Source organism: Rothia nasimurium (assembly GCF_928382285.1).
In the GTDB taxonomy this organism is placed as follows: Bacteria; Actinomycetota; Actinomycetes; order Actinomycetales; family Micrococcaceae; genus Rothia; species Rothia nasimurium_E.
In genome coordinates this window covers 211419-229271 of record NZ_CAKMSS010000003.1, presented here as the reverse complement: position 1 = coordinate 229271, position 17853 = coordinate 211419, and the positions used below count along the sequence as shown (strand labels likewise).

Sequence of the window (17853 nt, the reverse complement as noted above, 5' to 3'; positions counted from 1 at the left end):
CAGGGCGGCGGGGCAGTGTTAGGCTAAAGCAGGTATTTATTGAGGAGTATTGCGTGACCGACCTAAAAACCGCAGGCCGTGTTATCGGTATTGACCTGGCTCGCTGTGCTGCCCTGATCAGCATGTTTATCGCCCATGGAGCCCCCGGCGGCGGGACCGGTGGGGTGCTGAACCTGAGTGAGTTTCTGACCGCCCCGCTCTTTGCCTTCCTCTTGGGGGCAGGTGCCCTCTTTTCGTCTCAGCGTATGAGCTTCCCCGCCCTCTTCGCCTCCTCGGTGGTGCGAGCTATCGCCCTGGTTGCTGTGGGGCTCTACATCGGTACCTGGGGCGCCCAGGTCGATATCGTGCTGGAGTACCTGGGGGTATTGAGCCTGCTCATGGCCCCTCTTGTCTTCCTACCCTCCTGGGCCCTGGCCCTCCTGGCTGCGGGCAGCTGGTGGTTTGCGGCGTCCGCCCGGACCTACTTCCAGCCCCAGGCTATGCAGGCATCTCTCGACGGCAGCTACACTGCCTACCTCTACGAATGGATGTTCACCGGCCAGAACTACCAGGTTTTTACCCTGCTGACCTACGCCTGCACCGGTGCGGTAATCGCCTTCCTCATCGAACGCTGGGGTGTCTGGGGCGATGTCGCCCTGGCCCTGCTGGGGAGCCTGGCTACCGGTGGCCTCTTCTGGTACTCCCGTTTTGCTGTTGCAGAGTTCCTTCCCTACACCTCCAGCCGGCTTGAGATTGCCTTTAGCCTGGCAGCCTGCCTGGCGACCGTGGGCTGGTGCTGCCTGCTGGCGCGCGCTCTAGCCGGGCGGGAGCACCTGGCCGGTGCCCTGGTGGGAGCCGGGCGTATGACCCTTTCCCTCTACGTGCTCCAGATTGCCGTGCTGGCCCTGTACGCTAACTACGCCCCGGCCTACGGCCTGCCTGCCTCCGATAACTCCTGGGCCATGATGTTCGGCCTGATTCTGGGTGCCCTGCTCTTTGCCTGGGCCTGGCAGCGCCTGCTCGGGCAGACCTTCTTGCGGCGCGGCCCGCTTGAGACCCCCTTAACCTGGGTCTCTGGCAGGGGGTAGACTCTCAGCATGCATACTTTTTCTTCGGAAGCCGGCTCTATCAAGGCCGGGTCCTCTTCACGCACCTGGGTGCGGGTTGCTCTTGCCGTCCTATTGACCCTTACCTGGCTCGCTGTGGCGGGTATTGGCGGGCCCTACTTCGGAAAAATCTCCGAGGTCTCAACCAACTCCCAGACTGACTTTCTGCCGGCGTCCGCTGAATCTACCCAGGTGGTAGAGCAGCAGGGCGACTTTCTGGGCACTGACGCGGTGCCCGCAATTCTTGTCTTTGAAGCTGACGGTTCCCTCACCGATGCCCACCGCACCTACCTAGAGGGTCTCATCGGCCAGCTGGCCGCGTCCGGTACTTTCACCGGTGAAAGCTCGCCCGTCATTTACTCAGAGGACGGTCGGGCAGCGGAGCTTATTCTGCCCATCTCCACCGACCAGGAGACCCGAGATGTCGTTGACGGAATCCGCGCCGAGATAACCCAGGCTCCCGACGGCCTCACCGGCTACGTGACCGGCCCGGCTGGCTTCTCGGCCGACCTAGTTGAGGCATTTGGCGGTATCGACGGCATCCTGCTGGCAGTTGCCCTGATTGTGGTTTTCGTAATTCTGCTGGTGGTCTACCGCTCACCCCTGCTGCCCATCATTGTGCTGACCAGTTCGATGGTTGCCCTCTCGGGTGCCATCTTCGTTATTTGGCACATGGCGAATGCTGGCTGGGTCATGATCAACGGCCAGGTGCAGGGAATCCTGCTGATTCTGGTGGTCGGTGCAGCAACCGACTACTCCTTGCTCTATGTAGCCCGCTATCGCGAGGCCCTCACCCAGTACGTTTCGCGCTGGGACGCTACCCGGGCTGCCTGGCGCGGGTCCCTTGAGCCGATTCTGGCCTCTGGCGGTACGGTGATTGCGGGTCTGCTGTGCCTGCTGCTTTCTGAGCTGTCGTCGAACAAGGCCCTGGGGCCCGTGGCAGCTACCGGCATCGTGCTGTCCATGCTGGCCTCACTGACCTTTCTGCCCGCCGTCCTGGCTCTGCTGGGTAGGGTAGCCTTCTGGCCTGCCCGCCCCCGCTATTCCGCTGAGGTTAAGGACGCCTCAGCCGGCTTCTGGGCAAAAATTGCGGCTTTCGTGTCGGGCAAGCCCCGCACAGTCTGGCTGGTTACGGCTCTGGTGCTGGCTATCTTCGCCGGCTTTTCTGCGACTTTCCAGGCCAATGGGGTGCGCCAATCTGACCTGGTGCTGGGGCAGTCTCAGGCACGGGATGGCCAGAACGTGCTGGCTGAACACTTCCCCGGTGGCTCAGGCTCCCCGGCAAATGTAATTGTGCCTGCTGCTGAGCAAGATACCGCAGTGGCTGCCCTTGACGGGCTCGATGGGGTGAGCTCCATTGCCGCGGTTGCCCAAGACTCGCCTGCTGGCACCGTGCCGGTGGGGGCGTCCGCTGAGTCAGTGCCGCCGATTTTTGCCGGTATTGCCCCCACTGAAGTTGAGGGGCGCGTCATGCTCCAGGTGACCCTGGCTGACCCCGCCGACTCACCGGAAGCAGAAGAAACCGTGCGCCAGATGCGTGAGAGCCTGGCCAGCGCAGCTCCCGGATCCCTGGTGGGCGGAACCACCGCGTCTGATCTCGATACCATCGATAGCGCCCAGCGCGACCGGGCCCTGATTATCCCGGTAGTGCTGGTCGTTATCACCCTGATTCTGATGGTTCTGCTGCGCTCAATTCTGGCACCGCTGATTCTGGTGGCTGCCACGGTGCTGTCTTACCTCACCGCCCTTGGCGTCTCAGCCCTGGTCTTCAACCACGTTTTCAAGTTCCCAGGAGCCGACCCCACCGTGCCCCTCTACGGGTTCGTCTTCCTCGTCGCTCTGGGTATTGACTACACCATCTTCCTGATGACCCGCGTGAGAGAAGAAGCCCTGCATCGGGGTACTAAGAGCGGTCTGCGCACAGCTCTAGTAGCAACCGGCGGTGTAATTACCTCAGCCGGTATCGTACTGGCTGCAACCTTCGCAGCCCTGGGTGTTATCCCGCTGATTTTCCTCGCCCAGCTCGCCTTCATCGTTGCCTTCGGCGTACTACTCGATGCCACTGTAGTGCGAGCTCTGCTCATACCGGCACTCGTTGAAGATATCGGCAAGAAAATCTGGTGGCCTTCACGGCTCTCCCGCTAAGGCCTTAGTACAGAGCCTATTCTGCCGGGTACGGTCACCGGTCGAGCCTATAAAGAAGGGGCCTCCCTGCTGTACAGGGAGGCCCCAATGTCTTGAGTTGAGCTGGCTTAGGCGGCCAGGAACTTGAGGTAGTCAGCAACGAACTGATCAACGTTCTTCTGCTGCTCTTCTTCTAGCTCCAGCTTGCCGGTGCCCCAGGCTTCACCGGGAATACGGATGCCCAGGCCCTCGCCCTCCATCAGGTCAGCGCGGACGTAGGGAACCAGATTGCGCAGGTTCTCGCGCACAAACTTGCCGTAGGTTGAGTTAGCAACCGAAGCTACACCGACCTTCTTGCCGTTGAGAACGGTGGGGGTGGTGTTGTCACCCGCGATGACGGCGCGTGAGGCCCAGTCAATCAGGTTCTTGAGACGGGCAGGGTAGGAGCCGTTGTACTCGGGGGAGACCAGAATCAGGCCGGCCGCGTTAGCGATGTCGGCGCGCAGCTTCTCGACGGAAGCGGGGGCGGGGAACTCGGAGTTCTGGCTGAGCAGGGGGACAGCTGAGAAGTCGTAGACCTCGGCGCTCTGCCCTTCGTTTTCAAGGGCTTCAACGAGCTGCTCTGCCAGCTGGGTGTTGAAGGAGCCGTCGCGGTCAGAGCCTGAGATAACGAGAACTTTCTGTGACACTGGTTTTCCTTTCACATTTGCATTTTTCTTTAGACTACACCCTATAAACTTTACAATGCAAGTATTTGTGACGCGGTGTGACGTGCAGAAGACAAGAGAGATATAAAAAACCGCCCCCGGCTAGAGCCAGGGGCGGTTGTGCTTGGTCGGGATGACAGGATTTGAACCTGCGGCCTCGTCGTCCCGAACGACGCGCGCTACCAAGCTGCGCCACATCCCGATTGTTGCGTATAACAACCTCTCAAGTATAGCGCGGCGGTCTTAAGCCTGCCAAATCACCGGGCTTCTAGCCCTCGGTGCTGTTGTTCTCTTCCCAGGCCCGGGCCATGGCGGCAAAGCGTCCGCCAGCCTCCACCAGGGCCGCAGGGGAGCCGTCCTCTACCACGCGCCCGTCCGATACCACCAGCACCCGGTCGGCGGTAAGCACCGTCGAGAGGCGGTGGGCAATCACCACGGAGGTGCGCCCGGCCAGCAGGGACTCCAGACCCCGCTGAACCAGTTTTTCGGTGGGAATATCGAGAGAGGCGGTGGCTTCATCGAGAATTAGGACGGCCGGGTCGGCCAGGAAAGCGCGGGCAAAAGAGATGAGCTGACGCTGCCCGGCAGAAACCCGCCCGCCGCGCTTTGACAGGTTGGTGTCAAAGCCCTGGGGTAGGCTCATGATGAAGTCGTAAGCCCCGACCTTTCGGGCTGCCTCAAAGACATCTTCGTCGCTGGCAGAGGGGTTGCCCAGGCGGATGTTGTCAGCCACGGTGCCCTTGAAGAGATAGGCCTCCTGGGTGACCATTACAACCTCCCGGCGTAGCTGCTCATCGGAGAGGTCCCGCAGGTCTACCCCGTCGAGGGTCAGCTGTCCGTGGGTGACGTCGTAGAAGCGGGCGATGAGCTTGGCAATGGTTGACTTACCGGCACCTGTTTCACCCACCAGGGCTAGGCGCTGACCCGCAGGAATATCGAGATTCAGGCGGTGCAGGGTGGGGCGTCCTTCGACGTACTCAAACTCAACCTCGTCAAAGACCAGGTGGCCGCTTGCGGGAGCGGTTCGATGGGCCGGACGCTCGGGCTCGGCTACCTCGGGCTCTTCGGCGAGGAAACCCGACACCTTTTCCAGGGCCGAGACAGCCGACTGGAACATGTTGTAGTAGTCCGAGAGCATGAAGATAGGTTCAAAGACCCGGTTGGCGTAGATGACCAGGGCTAGCAGGGTGCCGGCCTGCATGGACCCGCCCAGAATAGAGTAGCCGCCGATCACGAGCACAATGGCAACAAAGGTGTTGCCCAGGGCTTGAAGGGCTGGCATGTAGGTACCGTGTACCTTGATGGACTGCATGACGCGCACTCGGTAGTCCTCGGCGGCCTCCGCGTAGGCTGCACGGGAGCTTGCCTCGGCGCGGAAGGCCTTGACAGCGGCCAGGCCGGTGAAGGTTTCGGCAAAGCGGGAGATGATGCGGGCGGACGCCACCCGCTGGGCCCGGTAGGCCAGCTCAGATTCGCGGCGGAACCAGGCAGTGAGCCAGGCGACGGGGAGCATCATCACCAGTAGGGCGAGGCCAGCTCGCCAGTCCATGAGGCAGAGGGCCACGATGGTAAAGGAGATGGAGAGCAGCATGGCTGCTAGCTCAGAAAGCCCCGAGTCGAGGAACTGCCGAATCGTATCGAGGTCGCTGGTGAGGCGGGAGATTACACGGCCCGAGGTGTAGGTGTCGTGGAAGCCTACCGAGAGTTTTTGGGCGTGCTCAAACATACGCTGGCGCAGGTCAAAGAGCACCTTTTGGGAAATCTTGTAGGTGAGCAGAATGTTGGTGTAGGTCGCTAAGCCGGCCACGACCGCTGCAGCTACATAGAGGGCTGCCAAGGTAAGCGCGTAGCTGCTGTCTCCCGCCAGCAGGGGTTCTAGGGCGTCGTTGATGGCCGTAGAAATGAGCCAGGGCATCGCTGTGGTCAGGGCCGTTGCCAGGATCACCAGGAAAAGGGTGAAGAGCAGGTGGCCTCGCACCGGCCTCAGTACATCGAGTAAGAGGGCTACCGACCGGCGGCGAACAGCCTTAGCCTCGCTCTTAGAGAGCTGAATCTTATCTTCTGAATCGGTAATTCTCTGGCTCATCGCCCGCCCTCCTGTATCTCGCTCTCAACCTCGCCGGCATCCGTCGGCCTTGTGGGGGTGAGCTGGGTGTCGGTGCTCATGAGGTCGCGGTAGATGGGGTTGCCGAGCAGCTCGGTGTGGGTGCCCACTGCAGCTACCTGCCCCTGCTGCAAGAGCACCACCCGGTCGGCCAGGGCCACTGTAGAGGGCCGGTGGGCCGTGAGCAGTGTGGTGGTCTGGGTCAGCTCCTGTTTGAGCAGACCCACCACCTTCTCTTCGGTCGTCACATCGAGGGCAGAGAGCGGATCATCGAGCAGGAGGACGGCAGGGCTCGCGGCGATAGCGCGCGCTAGCGAGAGGCGCTGGCGCTGACCGCCTGAGAGGCTCATGCCCTCTTCACCAATCACGGTATCTAGCCCTTGCGGAAGCTGATAGACGTAGTCGGCAGCTGCTATGGTCAGGGCCCGGTGGAGTAGGGCATCTTCCTGGTTGGGGCTGAGCCCGCTGCGGTCAACCCCCAGCAGGACGTTCTCCCGCACGCTGGTTGAGAACAGCAGGGGGTCTTCAAAGGCGATTGACACCTGGGAGCGGAGCTCCGGCAAAGGCAAAGAGGCAATGTCTTGGCCGTTCAAGCTGATGCTGCCTGAGGTGGGCTCATAAAGTCTTTGCACCAGCTGCAGGACGGTAGACTTGCCCGACCCGGTTGAGCCCACCAGGGCAATAATCTCCCCCGGCTGCACCTGCACAGAAAAGCCGGTGAGCACCTGCTGCTCCTGCGCGCCGTAGCTGAAAGTGACGTCCTGAAAATCAAGGCGGGCAGCAGCTGCGCCGGGGCGCTCGCGGTGGGTGGGTAGAAGGTCGATATCTTCGCCGGCTTCACCCACCATGACCTGGCGGTGGCGGTCCATTGAAACGCTCGACGCCAGGTACATAGAAATCAGCATGCCCGAGCGCTCCACCTGGGTGAAGAGGATGGTGGCGGTGGCAAAATAGCTGGTGAGGGCGCCGACCGTCATGGCCCCCGCGCTGACCAGGTGCAGGCCCCAGAGCAGGGCTACACAGAGGGAAGCCCCGCTGATGAAGGTGCTCTGCATACGGACCCGACTCATGGCCCTACCGCGCGCAACTTCAAGGTCAAGCAGCTCTAGGGACTCTGCTCGGAACCCCGCCAGGGCATGGGGGCCGCGTCCTAGTGCCTTGAGCACGCGCAGGCCCTGAACCGACTCCTCAACCGTGGTCGCTAAATCACCGGTGCGCTCCTGGGCCTGGCGGGTGAGGGTGCGGAAGGTCAGCACAAACCGCCAAACGCAGAAGAGAGTCAGCGGCATACTGGCAAGGAAGACAAGACCCAGCTGCCAGGAGCCGGTGAACATATAGAAGCTACCCACCGTCACCTGCACCGCCACGGTAATGATCTGGATCAGGCCGAAGGCTGTCCAGCGGCGGATGGTGCCCAGGTCGCTCATGGCTCGGGTGAGCAGCTGACCCGAGGGCCAGCGGTCGTGGAAGGCCACGGGGAAACGCAGCAGTCGATCAAAAAGGTCAATGCGCATGGTGTTCTCAACCGTGCTGGCGGGTTCAATAACCAGCTGCCTACGCAGGAAGAAAAGGGCAGATTGGGCTAGACCCAGCGCAAAGACCAGGGCGCCGCCTGCCCAGACCGCTCCTACGGTGGGCTGGTCGGTCAGCATGGCATCGACAATCCAGCCCAGCACCTGGGGGATGGAGATAGCGATAATGGCTGCGGTGAGTGCTACGAAAAGCCCGCAGACCCAGCGCGCGCGAATAGGACGGGAGTACTGCCAGAGGGTGATGTCCTGCTCTGTGCGGGCACCGTAGGGCACAGGGGGAGGCGTGGGTATGGGGGAGACGCGCAGTAGTCGAGAAGCCATAGTAATCTATCTTACATTTGCATTCCTGCAAAAACCAGATAGGTTACCGGGCCGTCAGCGTCACCAGTACAGCCTCGGGTGGGCAGAAGAGTCGCACCTGGGCATAGCGTGAGGTGCCCAGGCCAGCCGTTACCTGCACAGGTACGTCCCCCTGGTAGGAGAGGCCCTTAGCCCGGGCCGGGGGTAGGTCACAGTTGGACACCAGGGCCCGCCCACCCGGGAGGCACACCTGCCCACCGTGGGTGTGGCCCGCGAAGATAGCCTGGGCGCCGTCGTCCGCAAACCGGTCCAGGGTGCGCAGGTAGGGGGCGTGGCAGACACCCAGGCGGACGCTCGGGCCCGGCTCCGCGCTGAAAGCTGTGGGGGAGAAACCGGGGTGGCGGTCGTACTCCAGGTGGGGGTCGTCCACCCCGGAGAATTCTAGGCGCAGCCCTCCGAGGGTGAGCGTCTCATAGCGGTTAATCAGCCCTACCCAGCCGCGGGCATCGAAGGCATCGTGCATCACCTGGGTGGGGAGTACCGCGCGGGTTTGGTCGTTGGCCTCGTCCCCGGTGTTCTTCTTCCAGAGGTAGCGGGCCGGGTTTTTGGGCACCGGAGCAAAGTAGCAGTTAGAGCCGGGCACATAGACACCCGGGAAATCCAGCAGGGGGTCCAGGGCCTCTAGTAGGGCGGGAAGGCCATCGAGATGGGAGAGGTTATCGCCGGTATTGATGACCAGATCAGGCTCTAGCTCGGCTAGAGAATGCATAAAGGCGGTTTTCTGGGCCTGCCCCGGAATCATATGCATATCCGAGATATGCAGAATCTTAAAATCGGGGCTACCTGCCGGCAGAATCGGCAGGGTTTCCCGGCGCACCTGGAAGTTATTGAGCTCAATAAAGTGGGCATAAGCGGCCGTGGCGGCCCCAGCTACGGCACCCGCTGCCAGAACCCCTGAAAGGGTCTGAGCCAGGGTGCCAGCTGAAGCCGCCACGCCACGAGAATTCTGAGAATTCAAGGGAGTCCTTACTGGTTAGTACCAAGAACCGTGTTCGAGGGGGTATCGAACTTATCGGTGTTGTAGTTCTTAGCCTGGGCCTGCATGAACTTCTGCCACTGGGCAGCTGCGTAGGTGGCACCGTCCACGTAGTCCAGAACTCTACCGTTGATGGAAAGGCCGTTGAGGGGGCGAGAGGTGTTTTCCATGCTGCCCACCCATGATGCGGTGGAAAGGCCGCGCGTGTACCCTACGGTCCAGGTCTGGGCAGAGTTATCGGTGGTACCGGTTTTAGCGGCGGACGCATCGGTCAGGCCAATACCGCGCTGGTAACCCGAGCCGTCCACCAGAACCTGCTTGAGTACGTAGTTCACGCCGTTGGCAACGTCCTCTTCAAGTACGCGCTCACAGGTGGACTCATAGGTCTTGACCTCGGTATCGCCCTTGCTGACCTTCTCCAGCGAAACAGGCTCGCAGTAGGTGCCGCCGCTGGCAAAAGTGGCGTAGGCCGAAGCCATAATCAGCGGGGTGGTACCATGGGGCCAACCACCCAGCAGGTAGGCGGGGCGGGTGATGGAATAGGGGTCTGCCCCGTTACCGTCGGTGATGCGGAGCTTGGCGCGCATGTCGTTAATCGCGCAGGCATCGGTCTCGGAGGCCATTTTGACGGCATAGGCGTTGAAGGAGTACTTAATACCGAAAGCTACGGTACCCCAGCCCAGATTGCCGCCTTCTGCGTTGGTGAAGACATAACCGTCTTCGTCTTCAGACAGGACGTAGCCGCCCGGCTCGCAGCTAGCGGGCCAGCGGAAGTCCTTGGGGTAGTTTAGGGAGGTTCCGTCAATGGTAGCGTTGACGCCCTTGCCGTCCTTAATCCACTGGGCTAGAAGCACGGCCTTGAAGGCTGAACCGGGCTGGAAGCCAGAGGTGCCGCCGTGGGACACACCCACGTTGTAGTTGTAGAAGTTATCGGCGAAGTCGGTTTCTTCAGAGTTTCCGTAGCCAGAGTTCTGGGCCATGGCAATGATCTTGCCACTACCGGGGGCAACAGAAACGAGAGCGGCGCTGACGCGATCGGGGTTGTTGGTGGAAGGCTGGGTGGCCTCAACCTGGGTCTTGGCGTCCTTCTGGGCATCGGCATCAACGGTGGTGACGATTTTGTAGCCACCACGGTAGAGGGCGTTGGTGCGATCATCCTCGGTTGCGCCGTAAGTCTCGTCATTCAGGAAGTCGGTTACTGCGTAGTAGCAGAAATGTGCGAAGTCACCGGCGGTGGAGCAGCCCATGGGGGTGGTGTGAATATCGAGGGAGATCTCTTCGTTGAGGGCATCTGAGTACTCTTCTTCGGTGATCTTTCCATCACGGAACATGGTACCCAGCACCACGTCACGGCGCTCCTTTGCCAGCTGAGGGTTCACATCGGGGCGGTAAATGTTAGGGGAGACCACCATGCCCGCCAGGATAGCTGACTGGGAGATGCTGAGCTCTGAAGCAGAGATACCCCAGTAGTAGTAGGCTGCTGCCTCTACGCCATAGTTGGAGCCGCCCATATTAATGATGTTCAGGTAGCCCTCAAGAATTTCGTCTTTCGAGAGGTTCTGCTCCATCGAAATAGCCAGCTTGATTTCCTTGACCTTGTCAAGGTAGTCCTTGTTGGCCCCCAAAGTGGAAGCCTCTTCGCCCGACTGTTCAGCAGCGTCAATGAGCAGGTTGTTGACGTACTGCTGGGTTAGGGTTGAGGCGCCCTGACGGGCGTTCGGGTTGATGATGTTATTGACCAGAGCACGGGCGATACCCATGGGGGAAACCGCGCCGTGGTCGTAGAAGTTGCGGTCTTCGGACGAAAGAATTGCGTCTTTCATGTGCTGGGAGATGTCATCCAGCGCCACATCGGTGCGGTTCTGAGCGTAGTAGGACGCCAGCTCGGTTTTACCGTCATTCGCGTAGATAACAGACGGCTGTGAACGTGGGCCGTCGCTGAGGGTCGCGGGTAGACTCTTGAACCAGTTCATAGACGCATTAATAGATGCGCTGACAGCAGTCGTCGGTGGCACCATAATCAGCGCCGCAATGAAACCAGCAATGATGCTCAGCGCAATAAACTGAACAAGGTCGCCGGGGCTGCGGCGCCTCTTTCGCACATTCTTTGAAGAAGCCATTGCATCAGTTTATCGGCTCAGGGCGGAAAATGCACCGGAGTGCATGTCACAGCAGCCCATGAAAAACCTGTGAGCGGTGTGGGAGTCGTCTTTTTAGCCCCGGTGGTCTAGGCTTGGTGCTATGGAAAAATGGGAATACGCAACAGTGCCCCTGATGATTCACGCAACCAAGCAGATCCTCGATAACTGGGGTGAAGACGGCTGGGAGCTCGTTACCGTGCTCCCCGGTGCCCCCGCTCCCAGCGGTGCTACCCCCGCTGGGAACATGGTTGCTCCCACTCAGGGCAATCCAATCGCCTACTTCAAGCGCAAGAAGGCTAGCAACTAAATAATCAGACCAGAACCGGGTTCAGGCTTAGGCCTTGAGCCCGGTTTTTGCCCCTAAAACATTGCTTTTCAAGAAGGTATACCGTGTCAAAGATTGAAGACCGCCTCAAAGAACTTGGCTACGACCTGCCCGATCTGGCAGCCCCGGTAGCCGCCTATGTTCCTGCCGTCACCAGCGGTAACTACGTCTACACCTCGGGCCAGCTGCCTTTCGTTAAGGGCGAGCTGCCCGCCACCGGTAAGGTATCAGACTCCGGTGCCGAAGGCTTTGTAGACCCCGAGACCGCCCAGAAGCTGGCTAGCCTCTCAGCTCTGAACGCCCTGGCTGCCGTCAAGTCCGTTATCGGCGATCTTGACCGCGTTACCCGCGTGGTCAAGGTGGTCGGCTTCGTTTCATCAGATCCCTCCTTCACCGGCCAGCCCGCCGTCATCAACGGAGCCTCCCTGCTTCTGGGCGAGGTCTTTGGCGAGGCAGGCGTGCACGCCCGCTCAGCCGTTGGCGTGCCGGTACTACCGCTGGACTCCCCGGTAGAAGTTGAAATCATCGTGGAATATGCCTAGCCAACCCATGTATACCGGCGCCCTCAAGCGGGTGCCGCCGCCGGCGTCCGCCCCCTATGTCTCGGCGGCGGCTCCGGCCCCCAAAACCCACCCCATCCCGTCAAGCCAGCAGGATTCCGCCCGTACCTGGCTCAATGAGGGGGACTGTACACCGTGCGCGGCTAAGCCTGCCGCCGCGGTCGTTTTTGTGCGCGACGGCGCTTCGGGTCCTGAAACCTTTATGACCTACCGGGTGAAATCCCCTATGGGCCGGGTTGCCTTCCCCGGCGGCCTGGGCGTGCCCGAGGACGCCGCCCCCATCGGCTGGGTGGGCCCCAGCGGCGACTACTGGGCCAAGGCCTTCAGCGAGGACGACCTGGGAGCAGCTAACGCTGCCGTGGTCACTGCGGTGCGTGAGCTCTTTGAAGAGACCGGCGTGCTCTTAGCTGGCAGCGGCGAGCTCTCGACCATCGAGCTCACCAGCGGGCACGAGTGCATGGCCTCCCGCCTGGCCGTAGCCCAGCAGGATAAAACCTTTGCTGACTACCTGGAACGCCGCGACCTCAAAATCCGCGCCGACCTGCTCAAGCCCCTAGCCCGCTGGCAGTCCCCGGGCTTCTTCCACAAGCGCTACGACATTCACTATTTCACCTGCGCGGTGCCGGTGGGGCAGAACCCCTCCCTGCTCGCCGGGAAGGGAATTTGGGGGCGCTGGGTCAGCGTGCGTGAGCTGGTTGCCCACCCCATGAGTATGGAACTCGGTAACGAAATCGGGCAGGACGACACCGTCGGGGTGCCCTTCCAGGAGCTGGTGACCCCCGGCGTCATGTACCTGCTGGAACAGCTCGCTGCGGCCTCTGGGGCGGTTGCCTTCCTGGCTAAGCGACGCCAGGTTTCCCTCTACCTGCCCGAGGTTAAGCAGGACGCCGCCGGCACCTGCTACTTGGCAGTGCAGGAGAAAAAGGTCTAGCCGTGCCCCGCAAGCATCAGGCCCCCAGTTCAGTACCCATCTCGTTCTCGCAGAGACTTACCAGATGGGCGACCCTGGGGGCCTGCTTGCTACTGGTGGCTATTATCGGTGGACGCTTGGGGCTGGGCGCCTTGGGGCTACAACTTATCCCAGGGCTAGGCTTGATCTGCCTGGGGCTCTCTTACCTGGCGTCCCTTACTTTACTGGTGTGTGGAACTGCCTATATCCTCAAGAGCCTGGGAAAAATCCCCCAGCCAGACGGGGCCAGAAGCAGCACCCTGGTCTTGCTGACCACCTGGTTTGCCCAAGGGCTTCTGCTCTTGCTGGTAAGCGCTTTTGCCCTGATGATGACTTTTCTTTTCTTCATCGTTCTGGTCTTCAGTACCGGTTGGATTCGCTATGAAGATGAGGGGAAAACCTACTACCAGTTCCCCGTGGGCCTAGACCGTGACTATTGCAGGGAGGCGCAACAGGTCAACCTCATCTTTGCTCGTGACCTTGGGGGAACCTCTGACTGCTGGCCCAAAAGCCACGACCCCGGGGGTACCTCAACCCCACCGGGCAACCTGGGCGACGTCCAGGTGCCCGCGGAGGCCCCCACGTCTGCCCCCGAGTCCATCGGCCAACCCTATACTCCTGCTCCGCTTACCCCGGTTGAGGCTGAAAACGTCACCGACATCGACGAGAGCGGAACCTTCGGCCTGGTTCTGGCCAACAGCAACGACATCTACGCCGCAACTTTCAGCCCAGACCAGGGCCACTGGCTCATGGGCGGAAAAATCTCTACGGTCGGAGCCAAATCCCTAGAGCTCTGCGGTCACCAGCGCCTCAGCGAGACAGTCCTGGTCTACTGCCAAGCCCGTGCCGAAGGAGCCACACTGCTGACCAGCGCAGATAACGGGCTCACCTGGCAGACCCGCTAACCACCGGCGTCCGCCCCCTGCCCCCGTGTAGGTGCAAAAAACCGGGTGGTCAGCTAGAGCTGACCACCCGGTTTTAGAGTGTTGAGAGCAGGCAGGACGCCCGCCCCACCTTAGCGGGAGCGCTGGCGCAGACGCTGCAGGTCGAGGATGACCACAGCGCGAGCTTCCAGACGGATCCAGCCGCGGGAAACGAACTCGGCCAGAGCCTTGTTGACGGTCTCACGGGAAGCGCCGACCAGCTGGGCCAGCTCTTCCTGGGTCAGTTCGTGGGCAACCAGCACACCGTCGGTGGCGGGACGGCCGAAGCGGTCAGCCAGGTCAAGCAGAGCCTTGGCAACGCGACCGGGTACGTCTGAGAAGACCAGGTCGGCTAGGTTCTCGTTGGTGCGGCGCAGACGGCGGGCCAGAGCCTGCAGAACCTGAGCGGAGATATTGGGGGACTTCTCCATAGCCTTGCGCAGGGACTCGTGCTTCACACCGGCCAGGCGGGTCTCAGAAACAGCGGTTGCGCTGGTTGAACGGGGTGAGGGGTCAAACAGGGCCATCTCACCGAAGATTTCGCCGGGGCCCATGATAGCTACCAGGTTCTCACGGCCGTCGGAAGCGGTGCGGCCCAGCTTCATCTTGCCTGAGATAACAAAGTAGAGCTGATCGCCCTGGTCGCCTTCGTAGAAGAGGGTAGCACCGCGTGAAAGGTCAACTTCGGTGATGTCTTCGGTCAGTGCTGCAAAGGCTTCGTCGTCGAGTGAAGCGAACAGCGGAGCACGGCGTAGTACTTCAATATCCATGGTTCTCTTTTACTCCTGAAATGGTGGATCTAAAGGGCGATTCGAGTGCGGTGCCCTGTACGTACAGGGTGGGCAGACTTCTAAGCATAGTCTTTGCCTAGTTCATCACACAGCACTTTTATCTGTGACTTATTCAACTATTACGAGCCTACAGGATATTTGGTGCTTTCGATACCCAAAGACCGCGGGGATAGACGGCTTCACCGAGAATTTTTCCCTGGTTTCCGCCTATTTTTTCAGGTTGGGAGTGTAGGCTGTGGTATTCCTGTGAGGGCTGAACATCGACAGGGGCTGCACTATCTGCTGCGGTGTGTCTTGCTGTAGCGATAGGTGCCGGAACCCGGCCTGCTCAGCCTTCCCCGTTGAATGGAGAGTCATGACCGTACTTGACTGGGTCATTATCGCTATTATTGCCCTCTACTTTTTAGCCGGTGTACGGCAGGGCCTCTTTGTCACCCTTGGTACCTTTGTAGGTTTCGTGCTGGGCGCAGTTGCCGCTATCTACGCCACCCCCTGGGTAATCAACCAGGTCAATTCGCGCTGGTACCTTCTTGCCGGACTGGGTACAGTGCTCGCCTGCCTGGTGCTGGGGCAGACCCTGGGTATGACCCTGGGTAGCGCAATCCGCAGGGCAAGCGACCGCACACCCCTGCGCGGCCTAGAACGACTTGCTGGCGGTGTTCTCAACATGGTGCTGGCCTCGCTGGTCATCGTGACCGTGGTGCTGGTCGTCCGCCCCCTGGGTATCCCAGCAGTTACTGCCCTCACCGCGGAATCTAAGGTGGTGACCTGGATGATGCAGGTGACCCCGGCGTCCGCCCAGGAGAAGGTCACCGAAATCCGCGGCCAGATTGTGCAGGCCACCGGTCTGCCCGAGATTTCTCAGCTGCTTTACCCCGAGCAGTCCGCTCCGCTCGGCACCCTTGAAACAGCTGCGCTGGAAGAAGCTGGCTGGTCGGTGGTGCAGGTTGTGGGTGCAGCCCAGGCTTGTAATTACACATCTGAGGGTTCGGGTTTCGTGGTGGACGGCGGCCTGGTCGTGACCAACGCGCACGTGGTTGCGGGCGTGAGCACCCCTACCCTGCTGAGCCGCGACGGTCAGGCTGCAACGGGCGATGTGGTCTACTACGACACCGAACGCGATATCGCGATTATCAGTGCTCCCGACCTGGCCCTAGCCCCACTGACCCTGAACGAAGCTGAGGTCGCTTCGGACACTGAAGTTGCCTTTATGGGCTACCCGGGCGGCGGCCCCTTCGCCAGCCGGGCTGCAATAGTTCAGGGGTTGGGTTACACCCAAACCATCAATTCACAAACAGGTGAAACTAACCCCTCCCGCCTGGTCTATCAGCTTGCTGCTCAGGTGCAGCAGGGTAACTCCGGCGGGCCTGTGCTCACCGAGGACGGGCAGGTCATGGCTATGGTCTTTGCCAAGTCAACCCAGAGCCAGACAGGCTATGCCGTACCGGCAGCGCATATTCTTGAGGCTCTAACCCAGGTCAATGCCGCTTCACCGGCGGTTGCTACCGGCCAGTGCGTGCCCAGCTAAGGATGGGCGATCTGGGTGGGGCGGGCGTACAGAAGATAAACCGCTAGCCCCACCCCCAGCAAAAGTAGCCCGCCAGCGATGGAGATGGGAGGCAGCGTCCCCACCACCAGGCAGCAACCAGCCGCCCCAGCAGCCTGCAGGGCGCGGGGGTAACGGCGGTAGGAGCCTGTCTGGGTATAGGCTGCCAGGTTGGCTACACAGTAGTAGAGCAGCACCCCGAAAGACGAAAAGCCGATAGCGCCGCGCACATCAAAGAGCAGAATCAGGGCGGTGACAGCAACCGCTACGGTGATTTCTAGCCGGTAGGGTACCCCGTAGACCGGGTGCAGGTGGGCAAAATAGGTAGGAAGGTCGCGATTGGAGGCCATAGCTTGGCCGGTGCGGCCGATACCCGTGATGAGGGCCAGCAATACCCCGAGCGCACCGATGGAAGCCGCGACACCCAGGAGGGCGCTCAGGGGTGCGGACGACCCTACCGCCGCAGCCAGCGGGGCGGACGTTCTCGCCAAGCCCGCATAACCCAGCTGGTGGATGAGCGCGAGGGCAACTAGCAGGTACAGGGTGCCCACCAGCGTCAGGGCAATGATGATAGCCCGCGGAATGGTGCGGGCGGGGTCTTTGACCTCTGACCCCATGGTGGCAATACGGGCGTAGCCGGCGAAGGCAAAGAAGAGCAGGCCAGCGCCCTGCATCACCCCGTAGATAGTTGTCACCGGGCCCATGGCGGCGGACGCTCCCGCCCCGCTCCCTGCGCTGGCAGCAATTGCTGCGGGGGCTGGAGCTACCCCGAGTAGAACCGCACCGAAAAAGACGGCCAGGGCCAGGAACACCACAGTGACCAGGATTTTAGTGAGGACTGCGGTACGGGTGATACCCCTGTAGTTGACGGCGGTGAGGGCAGCAACTGCGGCGATAGCCAGGAGCTTTTCATAGCCCGGTGCCAGATAAGCGGCAAAGAGGCCTGCTCCAATCATGGAGCCGGCGCCGATATAGACGGCGTCGGTCAGGGAGAGCTTTGCCTGAGGTTGGGCGGCCATCGTACCGGGCTAGCCTAGGTGACGGGCTAGAAAGGCTAGGGCTAGCTCGTAGCCCTGGGCCCCGGCACCGGCAATGACGGCGGTCGCCTGGGGAGAAACATAGGAGTGGTGGCGGAAGGGCTCCCGCTTGTGCACGTTAGAGAGATGCACTTCGACAACGGGCAGCTCGGCCGCTTCGAGGGCGTCGTGCAGGGCCACAGAGGTGTGGGTGTAGGCGGCCGGGTTGATGATGATACCGGCGGACGCGGTACGGGCTGCCTGGATTGCATCGATGAGGTCGCCCTCGTGGTTGGACTGCATGAAGCTGATCTCGTAGCCCAGCTCGGCGGCTTGGACGCGCAGGGTTGCTTCGATGTCGGCTAGGGTGGTGCGCCCGTAAATCTCGGGTTTGCGCACGCCGAGCAGGTTGAGGTTGGGGCCGTTGATCACGGAGATATGTCGTGGTGCAGTCTGTGGTGTTGCCATAGGTTCTAGTTTTTCACACGAAAACGCCCGCCTCCAGCTTGCGCCATAGATGGAGCGCAATGGGGCGGGCGTTTAGTCAAGAATATTCACTTCGATGGATGTGGGGCATGCGTGCCTCACATAGAGGCTTATTCATAAGGGGGTTCCGCAGGCTCACGCTCGCTGCCGACCCTCTCGCCTGGTTCGCTTCGCTCACAAGGCGATTCACGCCAGCCGCCGAGCCAGCAGCTTCGCTGTGAGCCTGCT

The 17853-nt window shown here is 61.1% G+C and carries 15 protein-coding genes and 1 tRNA gene; 7 read left to right on the top strand and 9 right to left on the bottom strand.

Features of this window, described 5'->3' with window-relative positions; translation table 11 throughout:
* Window positions 1-53: 53 nt before the first annotated feature.
* Both L6758_RS05560 and L6758_RS05555 read left to right on the top strand, forming a co-directional pair.
* Entirely contained in the window at window positions 54-1067 is a 1014-nt protein-coding gene (locus L6758_RS05560; protein ID WP_237204682.1) for a hypothetical protein, read from the top strand.
* 9 nt (window positions 1068-1076) lie between these two features.
* Complete coding sequence (locus L6758_RS05555) at window positions 1077-3230, top strand: MMPL family transporter (RefSeq protein WP_237204683.1); 2154 nt, start codon at window positions 1077-1079, stop codon at window positions 3228-3230.
* 107 nt (window positions 3231-3337) lie between these two features.
* On the opposite strand, the gene L6758_RS05550 is transcribed toward L6758_RS05555, so the two are convergent.
* The 6 genes from L6758_RS05550 to L6758_RS05525 all read right to left on the bottom strand — a co-directional run bounded on the left by L6758_RS05550 (window position 3338) and on the right by L6758_RS05525 (window position 11008).
* The gene (locus L6758_RS05550) at window positions 3338-3898 is read right to left on the bottom strand and encodes an NADPH-dependent FMN reductase (protein WP_237185086.1); all 561 of its coding nucleotides are present in this window, start codon (window positions 3896-3898) and stop codon (window positions 3338-3340) included.
* Between the two features lie 143 nt (window positions 3899-4041).
* A tRNA-Pro gene (locus L6758_RS05545) sits at window positions 4042-4118 on the bottom strand.
* Window positions 4119-4184: 66 nt separating this feature from the next.
* A complete protein-coding gene (locus L6758_RS05540; RefSeq protein ID WP_237204684.1) occupies window positions 4185-6002 on the bottom strand; it encodes an ABC transporter ATP-binding protein in 1818 nt (605 codons plus the stop codon).
* Window positions 5999-7873, bottom strand: a complete 1875-nt coding sequence (locus L6758_RS05535; protein WP_237204685.1) for an ABC transporter ATP-binding protein — start codon at window positions 7871-7873, stop codon at window positions 5999-6001. The genes L6758_RS05540 and L6758_RS05535 overlap by 4 nt, the downstream gene beginning before the upstream one ends.
* 43 nt (window positions 7874-7916) lie before the next feature.
* Window positions 7917-8846: a metallophosphoesterase gene (locus tag L6758_RS05530; RefSeq protein WP_409348804.1), complete on the bottom strand. Its 930-nt coding sequence runs from the start codon at window positions 8844-8846 to the stop codon at window positions 7917-7919.
* Between the two features lie 32 nt (window positions 8847-8878).
* Window positions 8879-11008 (bottom strand): transglycosylase domain-containing protein, encoded by a 2130-nt coding sequence (locus tag L6758_RS05525; protein ID WP_237204687.1) that lies wholly within the window; start codon window positions 11006-11008, stop codon window positions 8879-8881.
* 121 nt (window positions 11009-11129) lie between these two features.
* On the opposite strand from L6758_RS05525, the gene L6758_RS05520 reads away from it, so the two are divergent.
* The 4 genes from L6758_RS05520 to L6758_RS05505 all read left to right on the top strand — a co-directional run bounded on the left by L6758_RS05520 (window position 11130) and on the right by L6758_RS05505 (window position 13768).
* Window positions 11130-11336, top strand: coding sequence for a DUF4177 domain-containing protein (locus L6758_RS05520; protein WP_185174154.1), 207 nt, complete (start codon window positions 11130-11132; stop codon window positions 11334-11336).
* Window positions 11337-11419: 83 nt separating this feature from the next.
* Window positions 11420-11896: a RidA family protein gene (locus L6758_RS05515; RefSeq protein ID WP_237194960.1), complete on the top strand. Its 477-nt coding sequence runs from the start codon at window positions 11420-11422 to the stop codon at window positions 11894-11896.
* Window positions 11889-12845, top strand: a complete 957-nt coding sequence (locus tag L6758_RS05510) for an NUDIX hydrolase (protein ID WP_237204688.1) — start codon at window positions 11889-11891, stop codon at window positions 12843-12845. The genes L6758_RS05515 and L6758_RS05510 overlap by 8 nt, the downstream gene beginning before the upstream one ends.
* Window positions 12846-13129: 284 nt before the next feature.
* Window positions 13130-13768, top strand: coding sequence for a hypothetical protein (locus L6758_RS05505; protein WP_237218610.1), 639 nt, complete (start codon window positions 13130-13132; stop codon window positions 13766-13768).
* Between the two features lie 110 nt (window positions 13769-13878).
* On the opposite strand, the gene L6758_RS05500 is transcribed toward L6758_RS05505, so the two are convergent.
* Entirely contained in the window at window positions 13879-14556 is a 678-nt protein-coding gene (locus tag L6758_RS05500; protein WP_083091991.1) for a Crp/Fnr family transcriptional regulator, read from the bottom strand.
* A gap of 376 nt (window positions 14557-14932) precedes the next feature.
* On the opposite strand from L6758_RS05500, the gene L6758_RS05495 reads away from it, so the two are divergent.
* A complete protein-coding gene (locus L6758_RS05495; protein WP_237204690.1) occupies window positions 14933-16105 on the top strand; it encodes a MarP family serine protease in 1173 nt (390 codons plus the stop codon).
* On the opposite strand, the gene L6758_RS05490 is transcribed toward L6758_RS05495, so the two are convergent.
* Window positions 16102-17142 (bottom strand): APC family permease, encoded by a 1041-nt coding sequence (locus tag L6758_RS05490; protein WP_237204691.1) that lies wholly within the window; start codon window positions 17140-17142, stop codon window positions 16102-16104. The two genes, L6758_RS05495 and L6758_RS05490, sit on opposite strands and share 4 nt — an antisense overlap.
* Before the next feature lie 9 nt (window positions 17143-17151).
* Window positions 17152-17607: a type II 3-dehydroquinate dehydratase gene (gene aroQ / locus L6758_RS05485; protein ID WP_237204692.1), complete on the bottom strand. Its 456-nt coding sequence runs from the start codon at window positions 17605-17607 to the stop codon at window positions 17152-17154.
* Between the last annotated feature and the right edge of the window lie 246 nt (window positions 17608-17853).

Coding starts and splice junctions, on each gene's coding strand:
- L6758_RS05520 (WP_185174154.1), top strand. CDS start 11,130: ATGGAAAAATGGGAATACGCAACAGTGCCCCTGATGATTCACGCAACC.
- L6758_RS05495 (WP_237204690.1), top strand. CDS start 14,933: ATGACCGTACTTGACTGGGTCATTATCGCTATTATTGCCCTCTACTTT.
- L6758_RS05490 (WP_237204691.1), bottom strand. CDS start 17,142: ATGGCCGCCCAACCTCAGGCAAAGCTCTCCCTGACCGACGCCGTCTAT.
- L6758_RS05535 (WP_237204685.1), bottom strand. CDS start 7,873: ATGGCTTCTCGACTACTGCGCGTCTCCCCCATACCCACGCCTCCCCCT.
- L6758_RS05540 (WP_237204684.1), bottom strand. CDS start 6,002: ATGAGCCAGAGAATTACCGATTCAGAAGATAAGATTCAGCTCTCTAAG.
- L6758_RS05510 (WP_237204688.1), top strand. CDS start 11,889: ATGCCTAGCCAACCCATGTATACCGGCGCCCTCAAGCGGGTGCCGCCG.
- L6758_RS05500 (WP_083091991.1), bottom strand. CDS start 14,556: ATGGATATTGAAGTACTACGCCGTGCTCCGCTGTTCGCTTCACTCGAC.
- aroQ (WP_237204692.1), bottom strand. CDS start 17,607: ATGGCAACACCACAGACTGCACCACGACATATCTCCGTGATCAACGGC.
- L6758_RS05555 (WP_237204683.1), top strand. CDS start 1,077: ATGCATACTTTTTCTTCGGAAGCCGGCTCTATCAAGGCCGGGTCCTCT.
- L6758_RS05525 (WP_237204687.1), bottom strand. CDS start 11,008: ATGGCTTCTTCAAAGAATGTGCGAAAGAGGCGCCGCAGCCCCGGCGAC.